The sequence below is a fragment of the Pseudomonas sp. NFACC13-1 genome (assembly GCF_900104425.1).
Classification (GTDB): Bacteria; Pseudomonadota; Gammaproteobacteria; order Pseudomonadales; family Pseudomonadaceae; genus Aquipseudomonas; species Aquipseudomonas fluorescens_AA.
In genome coordinates, this window is sequence record NZ_FMXV01000035.1 from 44227 (window position 1) to 60972 (window position 16746).

A 16746-nucleotide genomic window follows, 5' to 3' on the forward strand; every position below is an offset into this window, starting at 1 on the left:
CCAAAGGGTCAAGGGTGTGCTTCGCACACCCTGCCGCTCCACCCCGGAACCGGCTGCAAGACCAGTACCAGACCGGAAAAACCCAGCACCAGGTAACTGAATACCTGCCACTGGCTCGCATCCGGCCAGCCGAGACGCACGGCAAAGAACATCCCGCACGCGTACAACGACATGAGCAGCAATTGCCCACGAATGTCGCGCCATAGGCTGCCAAGGCCTTCGGCCTGAACCAGCACCAACGCCTGAAACATCACGCACGCCGCGGAAAAACCCACCAGCAGCGCCGTGAGCATGCCTGCGATTTCATCGATGAGCAGCGGTGCCAGGCCCACTCGCCCCAGCACCGGCAGCAAACCGATGTGCAGCAACCAGACACCGCCCACCCACAACATCTGGGTGAGCTGCCAGATCATGGCGCCCGCTCGCAGCGGGCGCCTTCGTTCAGATGTGACGGACTTCGACAATCTCATACTCGATGACACCACCCGGTGTCTTCACCGCCACCACATCGCCCTCTTCCTTGGCAATCAAGGCACGAGCAATGGGTGAACCGACGGAAATCTTGCCGAGCTTGATGTCTGCCTCGTCCTCGCCAACGATCTGGTACGTCACGCTTTCATCGGTCTCGACGTTGGCGATTTCCACCGTGGTGCCGAAAATCACTTTGCCGGTATGTGGAATCGTCGTGACATCGATGATCACCGCATTCTGCATGCGGCCTTCGATGTCCCGGACACGCGCCTCGACCATCCCCTGCTCCTCTCGGGCAGCGTGGTATTCGGCGTTTTCCTTGAGATCGCCCAGCTCACGCGCTTCACCGATAGCCTGGCTCAAGCGCGGGCGCTCAACCTTGGTCAGGAAAGCGTGTTCTTCTTCCAGGGCCTTCGCGCCCTGAACAGTCATCGGGTACTTGGTTATGCTCATGCCTTCAATCCTGCATGTAGATCCTGCAAGCGACGTACGGTCTTCTCGGGACCGAACTTGAGCGCTTCGCAGATCGCTTCGCCTGCCGCAATGGTCGTGGTGCAGTAGATCTTGTGCTGCAGCGCGTTGCGACGAATGGAGTAGGAATCGGCGATCGATTGACGACCCTCGGTGGTGTTGATGATCAGCGTGACTTCGTCATTCTTGATCATGTCGACCACGTGCGGACGCCCCTCGGTCACCTTGTTCACGCGGCGCACTTTCAGGCCCGCGGCTTCGATCAGCCTGGCAGTACCGGCAGTGGCGACCACTTCGAAGCCCAAGTTGATCAGATCACGGGCCACGCCTGCAACCAGTGGCTTGTCGTCATCACGCACGCTGATGAACGCCGTGCCGCCAGTCGGCAACACCTCGCTGGCGCCCATCTGGGCCTTGGCAAACGCCTCACCGAAGGTATCGCCCACGCCCATCACTTCACCGGTGGACTTCATTTCCGGGCCGAGGATCGGGTCCACGCCAGGGAACTTGGCGAACGGGAACACCGCCTCTTTCACGCTGTAGAAGTTCGGAATGATTTCTTTGGTGAAGTTCAGTTCCTTCAGGGTTTTGCCGGCCATGACTCGCGCCGCGATCATCGCCAGGGAAACGCCGATGCACTTGGAGACGAACGGCACGGTCCGGGAAGCGCGCGGGTTGACTTCGATGACGTAGATGTCTTCGCCCTGCAGGGCCAGTTGCACGTTCATCAGGCCGACGACGCCCAGCTCCAGGGCCATTTTCTTGACCTGCTCGCGCATCTCGTCCTGGATGTGCGCCGGCAACGAGTAAGGCGGCAGCGAACAGGCGGAGTCACCGGAGTGAACACCGGCCTGCTCGATGTGCTGCATGATCGCGCCGATCACCACATCCTTGCCGTCGCTGACCGCATCCACGTCCATTTCAATGGCGCAGTTGAGGAAGTGGTCCAGCAGCACCGGGCTGTCGTTGGACACCTGGACCGCTTCGCGCAGGTAGCGCTTGAGTTCGTCTTCCTGATAGACGATTTCCATCGCACGGCCGCCCAGTACATAGGACGGACGCACCACCAGTGGGTAACCGATCTTGGCGGCGGCACGAATCGCTTCGTCTTCGCTGCGAACAGTGGCGTTTGGCGGCTGACGCAGGTTCAGGCGCTCGACCATCTGCTGGAAGCGCTCACGGTCTTCGGCGCGGTCGATCGCATCCGGGCTGGTACCGATGATCGGCACGCCGGCGGCTTCCAGGGCACGGGCCAGTTTCAACGGGGTCTGGCCGCCGTACTGGACGATCACGCCTTTTGGTTTCTCGACGCGGACGATTTCCAGCACGTCTTCCAGGGTCACTGGCTCGAAGTACAGGCGATCGGAGGTGTCGTAGTCGGTGGACACGGTTTCCGGGTTGCAGTTGACCATGATGGTCTCGTAGCCGTCGTCGCGCAGGGCCAGTGCCGCGTGTACGCAGCAGTAGTCGAACTCGATGCCCTGGCCGATCCGGTTGGGACCGCCACCCAGGATCATGATCTTGTCCCGGGTCGATGGCGCGGCTTCGCACTCTTCTTCGTACGTGGAGTACAGGTAGGCGGTATCGGTGGCGAACTCGGCCGCGCAGGTGTCGACGCGCTTGTAGACCGGGAACACTTCCAGCTTGTGGCGGTGGGTGCGCAGGCTCTTCTCGGTCACACCCAGCAGCTTGGCCAGGCGCATGTCGGAGAAACCTTTGCGCTTGAGGCGGAACATCGTGTCGCGATCGATGCTGGACATGCCCAGGGTCTTGACCTTCTCTTCTTCCTTGATCAGGTCTTCGATCTGCACCAGGAACCAAGGGTCGATCATGTTCATGCCGAAGATCTGCTCGACGGTCATGCCGGCGCGGAAGGCATCGGCCACGTACCAGATGCGCTCGGCACCTGGCACGGTCAGCTCGCGCTTGAGCACGCTCATGCTTTCCGGGTCGTTCAGGTCCAGCTTCGGATCCAGGCCACAGACACCCACTTCCAGGCCGCGCAGGGCTTTCTGCAGGGACTCCTGGAAGGTCCGGCCGATGGCCATGACTTCACCGACCGACTTCATCTGGGTGGTCAGGCGGGCATCGGCCTTGGCGAATTTCTCGAAGGCGAAGCGTGGCAGCTTGGTCACGACGTAGTCGATGGACGGTTCGAAGGACGCCGGGGTCTTGCCGCCGGTGATGTCGTTCGACAGCTCGTCCAGGGTGTAGCCCACGGCCAGCTTGGCGGCGACCTTGGCAATCGGGAAACCGGTGGCCTTGGACGCCAGGGCCGACGAACGGGAAACTCGCGGGTTCATCTCGATGACCACCATGCGACCGGTGTTCGGGCAGATGCCGAACTGGACGTTGGAGCCGCCGGTTTCCACGCCGATCTCGCGCAGCACCGCCAGGGAGGCGTTACGCAGGATCTGGTATTCCTTGTCGGTCAGGGTCTGGGCCGGTGCGACGGTGATCGAGTCGCCGGTGTGCACGCCCATCGGGTCGAAGTTCTCGATGGAGCAGACGATGATGCAATTGTCCTTTTTGTCGCGGACAACTTCCATTTCGTATTCTTTCCAGCCGATCAGGGATTCGTCGATCAGCAGTTCCTTGGTCGGCGACAAGTCGAGGCCACGGGCGCAGATTTCTTCGAATTCTTCACGGTTGTAGGCGATGCCACCACCGGTGCCGCCCATAGTGAAGGACGGACGGATGATGCATGGGAAGCCGAGGCGCTCCAGGACGGCGTTGGCCTCTTCCATGCTGTGGGCGATGCCCGAGCGCGGGCAGTCCAGGCCGATGGATTTCATCGCCTTGTCGAAGCGCGAACGGTCTTCGGCCTTGTCGATGGTATCGGCGTTGGCGCCGATCATTTCCACGCCGAACTTCTCCAGGACGCCTTCGCGCTCCAGGTCCAGGGCGCAGTTGAGCGCGGTCTGGCCGCCCATGGTCGGCAGCAGCGCATCAGGGCGCTCCTTCTCGATGATCTTGGCAACGGTCTGCCACTTGATCGGCTCGATGTAGGTGGCGTCGGCCATGGCCGGGTCGGTCATGATGGTGGCCGGGTTGGAGTTCACCAGGATGACGCGGTAGCCCTCTTCGCGCAGGGCTTTACAGGCCTGGGCGCCGGAGTAGTCGAATTCGCAGGCCTGGCCGATCACGATCGGGCCAGCGCCGAGAATCAGGATGCTTTTTATGTCTGTACGTTTTGGCATGGGTTTGTCACTCAAATCCGCAGGTCAGTCGGCTAGGCCGTCGAACAATCTTTGAAGCGCCCGAAGGGGCCGCCGCACTCGGGGCCGCCCTCGAGCTTCACGCGGTCAGCGTCGCTTGGCCATCTCGTTGATGAAGCGATCGAACAGCGGCGCCACATCGTTCGGGCCCGGGCTCGCTTCAGGGTGGCCCTGGAAGCTGAACGCGCTCTTGTCGGTACGCTCGATACCTTGCAGCGTGCCGTCGAACAGCGACTTGTGAATCGCACGCACGTTGGCCGGCAGGGTCGCCTCATCCACCGCAAAACCGTGGTTCTGGCTGGTGATCATCACCACGCCGGTATCCAGGTCCTGCACCGGGTGGTTGGCACCGTGGTGGCCGTGGCCCATTTTCAAGGTCTTGGCGCCCGAAGCGAGGGCCAGCAACTGGTGACCGAGGCAGATACCGAACACCGGGATCTCGGTTTCCAGCACGTCCTTGATCGCCTGGATCGCGTAGTCGCACGGCTCTGGGTCACCCGGGCCGTTGGACAGGAACACGCCGTCGGGATTGAGGGCCAGGACATCGGCGGCCGGGGTCTGGGCCGGTACCACGGTGACGCGGCAGCCACGCTCGACCAGCATGCGCAGGATGTTCAACTTGACGCCGTAGTCGTACGCCACCACGTGGTAGGGCAGCTCGGAAGCCTCGATCGTCGCGTGACTGTCGGTCTTAAGGTCCCAGACCGTGGAGCGCCATTCGTATTGTTTCTGGGTGCTGACGACTTTCGCCAGGTCCATGCCCTTGAGGCCAGGGAAGCCCTGGGCAGCGGCAATGGCGGCTTCTTCGGAAATGTTGTCGCCAGCCATGATGCAGCCGTTCTGCGCGCCTTTTTCCCGCAGGATGCGGGTCAGGCGGCGAGTGTCGATACCGGCGATCGCCACGACGTTGTTGGCTTTCAGGTAATCGGACAAGGACATCGTGTTACGCCAGTTGCTCGCTACCAGCGGCAAGTCACGAATGACCAGGCCGGCGGACCAGACACGATCGGACTCGGCGTCTTCCGGCGTGGTGCCAGTGTTGCCGATGTGCGGGTAAGTCAGGGTAACGATTTGCTGGGCGTAGGAAGGATCGGTAAGAATTTCCTGATAGCCGGTCATTGCGGTGTTAAACACCACCTCACCAACGGTCTGACCGTCGGCTCCAATGGCTTCGCCGCGAAAAATGCTGCCATCAGCAAGGGCGAGTATGGCTGGCTTAGTCAAGAAGACCTCCCGTAAATAAAGCCTGAAAGGGCGATCGCAGGTTGTAAAAAAGCGGAGTGACGTATGGACACGTCACCCCGCTTGTTCACTGAATTATTCTGCGCGCTTTTAGTGGACACACTAAAGCTGTAGCTTACAGAAAAAGGCTTTTTTGGTCCACCGCTAATGAGCCTTAAAGGCAGGGGAATGCGACAGGCCGTCGCGAAGCGGTGTAAAACGGGGCGCAGTATAACCTGAACCCCGCCTTCAATGACATCAACGCAGGTCGAGAACGTCCTGCATGTCATACAAGCCAGGCTCGCGGCCATCCAGCCACAGCGCGGCACGCACGGCGCCCTTGGCGAAGGTCATCCGGCTGGAGGCCTTGTGGGTGATCTCCAGGCGTTCGCCTTCAGTGGCGAACAACACCGTGTGATCACCTACCACATCACCACCGCGCACTGTGGCGAAACCGATGGTGTCGCGCTCGCGGGCACCGGTATGCCCTTCACGCCCGTACACGGCGACTTTCTGCAGATCACGCCCCAACGCATCGGCAATCACCTCACCCATGCGCAAGGCCGTTCCGGAAGGTGCGTCGATCTTGTGCCGGTGATGCGCTTCGATGATTTCGATATCGGCATCGTCGCCCAAGACCCGGGCCGCCATGTCCAGCAGCTTCAGCGACAGGTTCACGCCCACGCTGAAGTTCGCCGCGAACACGATTGCGATATCGTTGCCCGCTTCGGCCAGCAATTGCTTTTGCGCAGCATCCAGCCCCGTGGTGCCAATCACCATGGCCTTGCCATGCTTGCGGCAGATCGCGAGGTTTTTCAGCATCACGTCCGGCAGGGTGAAGTCGATCAGCACATCGAACTCGTCCAACACCTTCTCCAGGCCGCCAGACATCGGCACGCCGATACGCCCCAGCGAAGCCAGCTCGCCAGCATCGGCGCCCACCAACGTACTGTCGGGCCGAACGATGGCCGCCGTCAGGCCGGAGAGCGGCGAGCGCTGCTGCACCGCCTCGACCAGCGCCTTGCCCATGCGCCCCGCAGCGCCCATCACAGCTATACGTCGCATGCGAACTCCTTACAGGTCGCCGAAGAAGCGCTTCACACCTTCGAACCAACCGGTGGTTTTCGGGGAGTGGCTGTTGTCATCCGCCAGCGTGCCGCGGAACTCTTCCAGCAGCTCACGCTGACGCCGACTCAGGTTGACCGGCGTCTCCACCGCCACACGGCACATCAGGTCGCCCGCACCACCGCCACGCACTGGCGCAACGCCTTTGCCGCGAATCCGGAACTGTTTGCCGGTCTGCGTGCCCTCGGGAATTTTCAGCTTGACGCGACCGTCGAGGGTCGGGATCTCGAGCTCGCCACCCAAGGCCGCGTCGACGAAGCTGATCGGCACTTCGCAGAACAGGTGCTTGCCGTCGCGCTGGAAAATCGCATGCTCGCGCACGTTGATGACCACATACAGGTCGCCAGTCGGACCGCCTTGGGCACCCGCCTCGCCTTCGCCGGACAGGCGAATGCGGTCACCGGTGTCGACACCGGCCGGCACTTTGACCGACAGCGTCTTGTACTCTTCGACACGCCCTTCGCCATGGCAGGAGTCGCACGGGTCGGAAATGATCTTGCCTTGGCCATGGCAACGCGGGCAGGTCTGCTGGACCGAGAAGAAGCCCTGCTGCATGCGAACCTGGCCGATGCCGCCGCAAGTCGGGCAAGTCACGGGCGAGGAGCCCTTCTTTGCACCCGAGCCATCGCACGGCTTGCAGTTGACCAATGTCGGTACACGGATATTGACGGTGGTACCACGCACCGCTTCTTCCAGGTTCAGCTCCAACGTGTAGCGCAAATCGCTGCCACGCTGGGCGCCCCCACGGGCACCGCCGCGACCGCCGCCGAAGAAATCGCTGAACACGTCGCCGAAAATATCGGAGAAGTTCTGGCCGCCGAAACCGGCACCGCCGCCGCCCATGCTTGGGTCGACACCGGCATGCCCATACTGGTCATAGGCCGCGCGCTTGCTGGAATCGGACAGAACTTCGTAAGCCTCGTTGGCTTCCTTGAACATCTCTTCCGACGCTTTATCGCCGGGATTACGGTCCGGGTGGTGCTTCATCGCCAGGCGACGATAAGCCTTTTTCAGCTCCGCCTCGCTGGCCCCCCGCTCGACACCCAATACTTCGTAAAAATCACGCTTCGCCATTAGTCTTTGCACTCTTATAGGACGTCCGGCAAACCTCTCCTGAGCCTTGCCAAACTCGTTGAGCCCCAATACAGGCCCGGACCCAACTCACGTCAATTCAACGATCCTGGTCTTTAAATATTTCAGCCAGGGCCCCGGCCAAAACGCAGTGCCCATCGCCGGAAAGCAGGAGCATTCCCGAACGCACCGCCAACATCCGAACAACTGTCGCATGCTGTAAAAATTCCCTAGCTCCAGACACGCCAACGCGGGAGCAAGCCCCCGCGCGGCGACATCCTACCAGCCACCGCACAAGTGCAGTCAACCGGCCGACCAACAAGCGATTACTTGTGGTCTTTCACTTCTTCGAACTCGGCATCCACGACGTCGTCGGCTTTTTCGGCCGATTCGCCCTGGGCAGCCGCGCCTTCAGCGGGCTGAGCCTGCTCGGCGTACATCTTCTGAGCCACTGGTGCGGAGACCTTGGACAGCTCTTCGATCTTCGCCTCGATGGCCGCCTTGTCGTCGCCTTTCACAGCGGCTTCCAAGGCAACCACGGCCGCTTCGATGGCGGTTTTCTCTTCCGCGGTCACTTTCTCGCCAGCATCGGCGATCATCTTGCGGGTCGAGTGCACCAGGGCATCGCCCTGGTTGCGGGCGCTGGCCAGCTCTTCGAACTTGCGGTCTTCCTCGGCGTTGACTTCAGCATCGCGAACCATCTGCTGAATTTCTTCCTCGGACAGGCCGGAGTTGGCCTTGATCACGATCGACTGGGTCTTGCCGGTGGCCTTGTCTTTCGCGCCGACGTGCAGGATGCCGTTGGCGTCGATGTCGAAGGTCACTTCGATTTGTGGCACGCCACGTGGCGCTGGTGGAATCTCGGCCAGGTCGAACTTGCCCAGGGATTTGTTCTGGGCAGCCTGCTTGCGCTCACCCTGCAGCACGTGGATGGTCACGGCGCCCTGGTTGTCGTCAGCCGTCGAGAACACCTGGGATTTCTTGGTAGGAATCGTGGTGTTTTTCTCGATCAGCGCAGTCATCACGCCACCCATGGTTTCGATACCCAGGGTCAGCGGGCTGACGTCGAGCAGCAGAACGTCCTTCACGTCACCGGCCAGAACAGCGCCCTGGATGGCAGCACCCATGGCAACGGCTTCGTCCGGGTTCACGTCCTTGCGGGCTTCTTTGCCGAAGAAGTCGGTGACCAGCTTCTGAACCAGCGGCATACGGGTCTGGCCGCCCACCAGGATCACGTCGTTGATCGAGCCAACGTCGATACCGGCGTCTTTCATCGCAATGCGGCAAGGTTCGATGGTGCGCTGAACCAGGTCTTCCACCAGCGCTTCGAGCTTGGCGCGGGAGATTTTTACGTTCAGGTGCTTAGGACCGGTGGCATCTGCGGTGATGTACGGCAGGTTCACGTCGGTCGACTGGCTCGAGGACAGTTCGATCTTGGCTTTTTCAGCGGCTTCTTTCAGGCGCTGCATGGCCAGCGGGTCACCCTTGAGGTTCATGCCGCTTTCTTTCTTGAACTCGTCGACGAGGTAGTCGATCAGGCGGATGTCGAAGTCTTCACCACCGAGGAACGTGTCACCGTTGGTTGCCAGTACTTCGAACTGGTGCTCGCCGTCGACTTCAGCGATCTCGATCACGGAGACGTCGAAGGTACCGCCACCCAGGTCATAGACGATCACGGTGTGGTCGCCCTTGGCCTTGTCCATACCGTAGGCCAGAGCGGCCGCGGTCGGTTCGTTGATGATACGTTTTACGTCCAGGCCCGCGATGCGGCCGGCGTCTTTGGTCGCCTGGCGCTGGCTATCGTTGAAATAGGCAGGAACCGTGATGACCGCCTCGGTCACCGCTTCGCCGAGGTAGTCTTCGGCGGTTTTCTTCATTTTCTTGAGGATCTCGGCCGAGATCTGTGGCGGTGCCATTTTCTGGCCGTTCACTTCAACCCAAGCGTCGCCGTTGTCAGCCTTGGCGATTTTGTAAGGCACCATCTTGATGTCTTTCTGAACGACTTCTTCGTCGAACTTGCGACCGATCAGACGCTTCACCGCGTACAGGGTGTTATGCGGATTGGTCACTGCCTGACGCTTGGCCGACTGGCCAACCAGAATTTCGCCATCATTGGCGTACGCGATGATCGACGGCGTGGTACGCGCGCCTTCAGCGTTTTCAATAACCTTGGCCTTGCCGTTTTCCAGCACGGAGACGCACGAGTTGGTGGTCCCCAGGTCGATGCCGATAATCTTGCCCATGTTAACTCTCCCGGAACTTGGATTTTGTTGCCGCAGCAGTGGTGGCTAACTGCGGTAGCACTTAAACGCTTGACTTATAGATGGGGCCGCTGCGCCCGATTTCAAGCCTGCTCGTCAATAGAAGGCGAAACCGGTGCCGGTGCCTTGCTGACCACGACCATGGCCGGGCGCAACAGACGGCCATTCAGCAGATAGCCCTTCTGGAAAACCTTCAAAACACTGTTTGGCTCGACGTCGGCACTTTCCTGCATCGCCATGGCCTGGTGATGTTCGGCATTGAAGGGCTCGCCATGGGGATCAAGGGCTTCGAGCTGATAACGCTTGAGGGTGTCCTGGAACATTTTCAGGGTCAGCTCGATGCCTTCACGCATCGGACGGATGTTCTCGTCGTCCGGGTTGGACAGCTCCAGGCCGCGCTCCAGGCTGTCGATGATCGGCAGCAGGTCGCCAGCAAAACGCTCCAGGGCGAATTTATGAGCCTTTTCCACATCCTGCTCGGCGCGACGACGGACATTCTGCAGGTCGGCGGCTACACGCAACGCCTGATCCTGCGCACCGGCCAGTTGCTCCTCGAGCACTTGTACACGTGCCGTCAGGTCCTCACCGGAATCCTGGGAGGCCTGATTGGCGTCTAGATTTTGCGTGTCCTGCGTCTGTTCGTCAGCCATAGAATTTCTCCTTTCAACTTCGTCCGCGAGCTCGACTCGCGCTTCTGCCCCGGTATATGGGGCCGGGTTTTCCAGCTTCAAGGGCCACCTGACGAATTAACCTTACAAAAAGCAGCTGCATAATCATTCCTCGCCGCGCTAAGAAAACCACTTTCCCAAGCAAATCGAGCTAAGCGCGGGCATTGTCAGGCCGAAACAAAACACTGTATAAATAACCAGACCTAAAGCCTGGGAGCGGCCTTATGCTGGTGCACCTGTCCGTACACAACTACGCCATCGTCGAACATCTGGACCTCGAACTCGATCGAGGCATGAGCGTGATCACCGGTGAAACCGGCGCGGGCAAGTCGATCATGCTCGACGCCCTGGGCCTGACGCTGGGCGACCGCGCCGACAGCGGCGTGGTGCGCCCCGGAGCGGACAAGGCCGACATCCTGACGACGTTCGACCTGGTCGACATCCCCGAGGCCAGCGCCTGGCTGGCCGAACGCGACCTGGACACCGACGGCCTGTGCATCCTGCGCCGGGTCATCACCGCCGAAGGCCGCTCCCGAGGCTACATCAACGGCACGCCCTGCCCCCTGGGCGATCTCAAGGCCCTTGGCGAACTGTTGATCGACATCCACAGCCAGCATGAGCACCAATCCCTGCTCAAGACCGATACCCATCGTCGCCTGCTGGATGAATACGCCGGCGCCACCGACCTGGCCCGGCAAGTCCAGCTGGCCGCCCAACGCTGGCGCCAGACCCGTCAGGAGCTCGATCGCCTTTCCAACTCCGGCGACGAACAGCGTGCCCGTCACCAGCTATTGAGCTACCAGCTCGAAGAACTGGAAAACCTGTCCCTGGGTGAAAATGAACTGGAAGAACTGGAGCAGGAACACAAGAACCTGACCAACGCCGAAACCCTGCTGGGCATCTGCCGCCAGGTGGTCGAACAATGCAGCGAGAGCGACTCGGGCAATGTGCTCAATGCCCTGACGGCGAGCCTGAACCGACTCTCCAGCGTGAACAATTCGGTGGGCGCCCTGAACGAAGCGACCAACCTGCTGACGAGCGCGCAGATCCAGGTCGAGGAAGCCGTTGGGGAACTGAACCGCTTCCTCGATCATTTCGATGCCGACCCGGCCCGCCTGCAGTACCTGGAAGAGCGCCTGGATACCATCTATACGCTGGCGCGCAAGCACCGTATCCAGCCAACCGACGTTGCCGAACTCCAGCAGCGCCTGCTGGAAGAACTGGAAACCCTGAACGCCAACGATGAATCCATCGAGCGCCTGGGGGACGAACTGGCTTCCTATGCCCGTCATTACCAGGAAAAGGCCAAGGAGCTCAGTGAATTGCGGCGCCAGGCCGCGACAGGGCTGGCCAGTGCCGTGGAGCAGGAGATACAGCGCCTGGGCATGCCGGGCGGACGCTTCACCATCGAATTGCGCCCCAACGCCGGTGACGAGCTCCAACCCAATGGGCTGGAACAGGTGGAACTGCTGGTCAGCGCCAACCCCGGGCAACCGCTCAAGGGCCTGGCCAAAGTCGCCTCCGGCGGTGAGTTGTCGCGAATCAGCCTGGCCATCCAGGTCATCACCGCGCAGACCTCACGCGTGCCGACACTGGTATTCGACGAAGTGGACGTGGGCATCGGTGGCCCAACCGCGGAAATTGTCGGCCAACTGCTGCGCCGACTGGGGGAACGCGGCCAGGTGCTGACCGTCACTCACCTGCCCCAAGTCGCCGCCCAGGGACACCAGCATTTATTCGTGCACAAAGTGCGTGGCGAGGACGCGACTCGCACCGCCGTGTCCAAGCTCAACAAAAACGAGCGAGTGGAAGAAGTGGCGCGAATGCTCGGGGGTATCGACCTCACCAAGGAATCCCTGGCCCACGCGAAAAAAATGGTCGTTACTGCGAAAATCTGAGAACGACAGACAGCACGAAGGCGACCCTGGGGTCGCCTTCGTTCGTTTCGCGAACCTCAAGTCCGCGCGACATGCTTACTTTTTCTTGCGTACGTACAGTACAAGATTGTGATCGACCATCTCGAAACCATACTTGTCGACGATTGCCTTCTGCAGCCGCTCGATTTCTTCGTCGAAGAATTCGATGACTTCGCTGGTCTCGACGTTGACCATATGGTCGTGATGCTTGCCGTCGTCCAGCTCGAAGACCGCATGGCCTCCGTCGAAGTTGTGTCGCACCACAAGGCCAGCTGCCTCGAACTGGGTCAGAACACGGTAAACCGTGGCCAGACCGACGTCCTCACCAGCCTCCATAAGCGCCTTGTAGACGTCCTCGGCACTCATGTGGCGTTGCTCTGCGGAATCGAGCATTTGTAGAATCTTGACCCGTGGCAGGGTCACTTTGAGGCCGGCTTTGCGTAGTTCGCTATTTTCAACCATGGTCAGCTTTCTCGCGATGCTGCTTCGCAGCTTCTCTTAATGCGGGTATGATCGGCGTTTACGTTGTCCCAGCCAAGATAGTGGAAGTCGCCCACCGATGCAAAACACCAAGCTCTTGCTAACCAGTTTCACCTTTGTGGGACTGCTCGCACTCGCCGGTTGTTCATTCCCCGGGGTTTACAAAATCGACATCCAGCAGGGCAATGTCGTCACGCAGGACATGATAGACCAGTTACGCCCGGGAATGACCCGCCGGCAAGTACGGTTTATCATGGGTAACCCTCTGCTGACCGACACGTTCCATGCCGATCGCTGGGATTATCTGTACAGCTTGCAGCCAGGCGGCGGTGAGCGCCAGCAGGAACGCATCAGCGTTATCTTTAGCCCCAATGACCAACTCGTCAGCCTGTCGGGGGATTTCATGCCTGGCGTGAGCCGCGACGAGGCCATCATGGGCAAGGACAGCGGCACCACCGTGACCGATCCGACCCAGAATGCCGAACAGCCGAAACCGGAAAAACCGGCCAAGCCAGGTTCGTTGCTGGACCAGATCCAGAAGGACGTGGACAAAGTCGAGACCGTACCGGTCCCGACACCAGAGCCCCTGGACACCTCGCCGCAATAAATTGCGACATGAAAAAACCCGGCATGCCGGGTTTTTTATTGCCTGCGATCCAGACCAGGTCATTGCTCCGATTGTCGCGCCAGGGCAGCCTTGGCCGCGCGCAGACGACGAATTTCCTTCGGATCAGCCAGCAAAGGTCGATAAATCTCCAATCGATCCGCCGCTTGCACCACTTGATTCGCCGGATCGGCAACCACCTTGCCAAAAATCCCTACCGGGCACGTCGCCAGGTCCAGCTCCGGGAATGCATCGGCAATCCCCGAGCCCAGCAGTGCCGCACGCACACTGGTGCCTTCCCGCACCACACATGTGCGCAAGACCTGGCGGTCCACCGCGGCATACACCACTTCTATCTCAATCAACGCTTGAGCTCTGCATTCTGCTTGGCCCGCTGGCAGAACGCGTCAACCAGCGTATTGGCGGCCTGATTGAACAACGGCCCCAACGTCGCTCGCACCAGCGGACCGGCGTAGTCGAACGACAGGTCCAGGCTGATCTTGCAGGCCTTTTCACCCAACGGCTTGAACACCCAGACGCCGTGGAGCTGATTGAAGGGCCCCTCTTCCAGGTTCATTTCGATGGACTGCCCCGGCACCAGCGTATTACGCGTGACGAAGCGCTGGCTCAAGCCACTCTTGGCAATGTTGAGGCTGGCGCGCATCTGGGTTTCGGAGCTTTCCAGCACCTCGGCGGATGAGCACCACGGCAAGAACTCCGGGTAGCTCGCCACATCGTTGACCAGGTCATACAGCGCCTGCGCCGGGTAAGGCAGCAAGGCCGAGCGTTGAATATGTGTCGTCATGTAAGCGTCACTTCCACAGCTGGGCGGCAAACACTACGAGAATGCCGATGGGCGCCACATAGCGCATCAAGAACAGGCTCAAGGCAAACAATACCGGGCTGCGCAGCGACAGTTCATCACGCACCGCTTCTCGCCCCATGACCCATCCTGCAAACACCACGAAACACAAGCCACCCAATGGCAGCATGATCCGTGATGTGAAGAAATCAATCACGCCGAAGAAATCCAGCCCTCCGGTCGCCCCCCACTGATAGAGATGGAACAACCCACCTTCGTTCACGAAAAACTTCGCTTGCTTCCATATATTGAAGGAAAACACCGTACCCAGGCCGACGAACCAGCAAGTGAAAGCCAGCCAGAAAGTCACCCAGGCGCGACTGATGCGGGTCCGCTCGACCAAGTAAGCCACCATGGGCTCCAGCAGGGAAATGGCCGAACTCCAGGCCGCGATGGCCACCAGCACAAAAAACACCACACCCATCACTTGGCCGAAAGCCATGCTGCCGAAGGCGAAGGGCAGGCTGACAAACATCAACCCCGGTCCCTCGCTGGGGTTCAGGCCCGCGGCGAACACAATCGGAAACAATGCCATCCCCGCCAGCAGCGACACGAAAGTGTCCAGCAGCGCGACGCCAACGACGGTTCGGGTCAGGGAGGCGTTCTTGGGCATGTAGGCGCCGTAGATCATGATCGAACCGACCCCAACGCTCAGGGAGAAAAACGCATGCCCCATGGCCGGCAGCAGGCCATCCAGGACTTTCTCCGGCTGGAAGTCGAACATGAAATGCACGCCCTCCAGAAAATGCCCGGTGGTCATGCTGTAGCCCAGCAGCACCAGGATCATCACGAACAGCAACGGCATCATGATCCGCAGGCTGCGCTCAAGCCCGGCCACCACGCCCCGGGCAATCACCACCGCCGAGAGGACCATGAAGATCGTGTGCCAGAGGGTCAGCCTCCAGGGATCGGCGATCACATTGCCGAAGTAGGCACCCACCTGGTCCGGCGTGGCCCCTTGGAAATCCCCGCGCCCCATGTCGATGATGTAGTCCAGGGACCAGCCACCGACCACGCTATAGAAAGACAGGATCAACAGCGCCGTGATCATCCCGGCGAAGGCGCCCCACGACCACTTGGTTGAATGGCCAGCCTCTACCGCCAGTACCTTCAGGGCATTGGCCGGGCTTTGCCGGGCTCGACGCCCGATCAGGGTCTCGGCCAGCATCACCGGTGCGCCGATCAACGCGATGCACGCCAGGAACATCAATACGAAGGCGCCGCCACCGTAGACGCCGACCATGTACGGAAACTTCCAGATACTACCCAGCCCCACGGCCGAACCGGTCGCCGCGAGTATGAAGACCCAGCGGCTAGCCCAACTGCCGTGGACAGAAACCTTGTCTGTCGACATCGTGATCACGCCCAAGCGTTCAAAAAAGAGGCCGCATTGTCCGGGATTCACTCAACGTGCTCAAGCACGCAGGTTCACCGTAGCCGACACGCCCGCAACTGCCTATAATGCCGCCCCTATGGCTAAACAGAAGAAACACCCCACAGGGACCATCGCGCAAAATAAAAAGGCGCGACACGATTACTTCATCGAACAGCGTTTCGAAGCTGGCATGGTCCTGGCCGGCTGGGAAGTAAAGAGCTTGCGTGCCGGCAAGGCGCAACTGGTCGACAGCTACGTGCTGCTCAAGGATGGCGAGGCCTGGCTGCTGGGCAGTCATATCACGCCGCTGACCACCGCCAGCACCCACGTGATTGCCGACCCGGTGCGCTCGCGCAAGCTGCTGCTCAACAAGCGCGAGCTGGAAAAGCTCTTCGCCTCCGTGCAGCAGAAGGGCTACACCTGCGTCTGCACGTCGTTGTACTGGAGCAAGCACCTGATCAAGTGCGAAATTGCCCTGGGCAAGGGCAAGAAGGAGTACGACAAGCGCGATACCGAGCGCGAACGCGACGCCGGCCGCGAGCTGCAGCGTGCGGTGCGTAACAAGGGCAAGGAAGACTGATTCTTTCGTCCTTGGGACCGTTATCGCGAGCAAGCTCGCTCCCACAGGATCACGGCGATACGCAAACCCTGCGTTCACCGAAGATCCAATTGTGGGAGCGAGCTTGAACTGGTCAAGTAATTTTGGACACCAGTTAAGGTTTCACGCCGCCAGTTTCTCCATAGCTACCGGCGAACGGTAGCCGTTGTAGCTATGGAGCCTGACGTTGTTGTATCGCATCACATAACGTTGCACATCCACGCGGGCTTCATGCTCCGAACTGTAGCCGTCTTCTGGCACCCATTCTGACTTCAGGCTGCCAAAGAAACGCTCCATTGGGGCGTTGTCCCAGCACTCACCTTTGCGACTCATGCTTTGCAGGAGTCCATGCTTGCGCATCTCATTCCTGAATTTGTGGCTGGTGTATTGGCAGCCCTGATCAGA

The 16746-nt window shown here is 60.3% G+C and carries 16 protein-coding genes; 3 read left to right on the top strand and 13 right to left on the bottom strand.

The genetic code is table 11. The annotated features are described in order from the left end of the window. Window positions 1-8 precede the first annotated feature (8 nt). The 8 genes from BLQ55_RS28245 to grpE all read right to left on the bottom strand — a co-directional run bounded on the left by BLQ55_RS28245 (window position 9) and on the right by grpE (window position 10488). Window positions 9-413: an MFS transporter gene (locus BLQ55_RS28245; RefSeq protein WP_092202119.1), complete on the bottom strand. Its 405-nt coding sequence runs from the start codon at window positions 411-413 to the stop codon at window positions 9-11. Window positions 414-441: 28 nt separating this feature from the next. Then, window positions 442-918, bottom strand: coding sequence for a transcription elongation factor GreA (greA, locus tag BLQ55_RS28250; RefSeq protein ID WP_030139783.1), 477 nt, complete (start codon window positions 916-918; stop codon window positions 442-444). A 2-nt stretch (window positions 919-920) separates the two neighbouring features. Beyond that, window positions 921-4142 (bottom strand): carbamoyl-phosphate synthase large subunit, encoded by a 3222-nt coding sequence (gene carB / locus BLQ55_RS28255; RefSeq protein WP_092202117.1) that lies wholly within the window; start codon window positions 4140-4142, stop codon window positions 921-923. Window positions 4143-4247: 105 nt separating this feature from the next. Continuing rightward, the gene (gene carA / locus BLQ55_RS28260) at window positions 4248-5384 is read right to left on the bottom strand and encodes a glutamine-hydrolyzing carbamoyl-phosphate synthase small subunit (protein WP_092202115.1); all 1137 of its coding nucleotides are present in this window, start codon (window positions 5382-5384) and stop codon (window positions 4248-4250) included. 255 nt (window positions 5385-5639) lie between these two features. Then, on the bottom strand, window positions 5640-6446 hold the full coding sequence (gene dapB, locus BLQ55_RS28265; RefSeq protein WP_060739225.1) for a 4-hydroxy-tetrahydrodipicolinate reductase: 807 nt from the start codon (window positions 6444-6446) through the stop codon (window positions 5640-5642). 9 nt (window positions 6447-6455) lie between these two features. Beyond that, window positions 6456-7580 carry a molecular chaperone DnaJ gene (gene dnaJ, locus BLQ55_RS28270; protein ID WP_060739226.1) on the bottom strand — a complete coding sequence of 375 codons (1125 nt, stop codon included), beginning with the start codon at window positions 7578-7580 and terminating at the stop codon, window positions 6456-6458. A 323-nt stretch (window positions 7581-7903) separates the two neighbouring features. After that, window positions 7904-9820: a molecular chaperone DnaK gene (gene dnaK / locus BLQ55_RS28275; RefSeq protein ID WP_014336568.1), complete on the bottom strand. Its 1917-nt coding sequence runs from the start codon at window positions 9818-9820 to the stop codon at window positions 7904-7906. A 101-nt stretch (window positions 9821-9921) separates the two neighbouring features. Next, complete coding sequence (grpE, locus tag BLQ55_RS28280) at window positions 9922-10488, bottom strand: nucleotide exchange factor GrpE (protein ID WP_092258762.1); 567 nt, start codon at window positions 10486-10488, stop codon at window positions 9922-9924. Window positions 10489-10730: 242 nt separating this feature from the next. Here grpE and recN point away from each other — a divergent pair, with 242 nt between their 5' ends. Continuing rightward, entirely contained in the window at window positions 10731-12404 is a 1674-nt protein-coding gene (gene recN / locus BLQ55_RS28285) for a DNA repair protein RecN (protein ID WP_092258764.1), read from the top strand. A gap of 75 nt (window positions 12405-12479) precedes the next feature. Here recN and fur read toward each other — a convergent pair whose 3' ends face one another. After that, complete coding sequence (gene fur, locus BLQ55_RS28290) at window positions 12480-12884, bottom strand: ferric iron uptake transcriptional regulator (RefSeq protein WP_003197684.1); 405 nt, start codon at window positions 12882-12884, stop codon at window positions 12480-12482. Window positions 12885-12981: 97 nt separating this feature from the next. Here fur and BLQ55_RS28295 point away from each other — a divergent pair, with 97 nt between their 5' ends. Beyond that, window positions 12982-13509, top strand: a complete 528-nt coding sequence (locus BLQ55_RS28295) for an outer membrane protein assembly factor BamE (protein ID WP_092202109.1) — start codon at window positions 12982-12984, stop codon at window positions 13507-13509. A 59-nt stretch (window positions 13510-13568) separates the two neighbouring features. Here BLQ55_RS28295 and BLQ55_RS28300 read toward each other — a convergent pair whose 3' ends face one another. The 3 genes from BLQ55_RS28300 to BLQ55_RS28310 are packed head-to-tail and all read right to left on the bottom strand — an operon-like array spanning window position 13569 to window position 15722. Continuing rightward, on the bottom strand, window positions 13569-13871 hold the full coding sequence (locus BLQ55_RS28300; RefSeq protein ID WP_092258767.1) for an RnfH family protein: 303 nt from the start codon (window positions 13869-13871) through the stop codon (window positions 13569-13571). Next, window positions 13868-14311: a type II toxin-antitoxin system RatA family toxin gene (locus BLQ55_RS28305; protein ID WP_060739231.1), complete on the bottom strand. Its 444-nt coding sequence runs from the start codon at window positions 14309-14311 to the stop codon at window positions 13868-13870. The genes BLQ55_RS28300 and BLQ55_RS28305 overlap by 4 nt, the downstream gene beginning before the upstream one ends. 7 nt (window positions 14312-14318) lie before the next feature. Next, entirely contained in the window at window positions 14319-15722 is a 1404-nt protein-coding gene (locus tag BLQ55_RS28310; RefSeq protein WP_092258770.1) for a sodium-dependent transporter, read from the bottom strand. A gap of 118 nt (window positions 15723-15840) precedes the next feature. Here BLQ55_RS28310 and smpB point away from each other — a divergent pair, with 118 nt between their 5' ends. Next, on the top strand, window positions 15841-16323 hold the full coding sequence (gene smpB, locus BLQ55_RS28315; protein WP_042730880.1) for an SsrA-binding protein SmpB: 483 nt from the start codon (window positions 15841-15843) through the stop codon (window positions 16321-16323). A 141-nt stretch (window positions 16324-16464) separates the two neighbouring features. On the opposite strand, the gene BLQ55_RS28320 is transcribed toward smpB, so the two are convergent. Then, window positions 16465-16746 (bottom strand): integrase core domain-containing protein (locus BLQ55_RS28320; protein WP_143011797.1); only part of this gene is annotated, 282 nt, incomplete at its 5' end.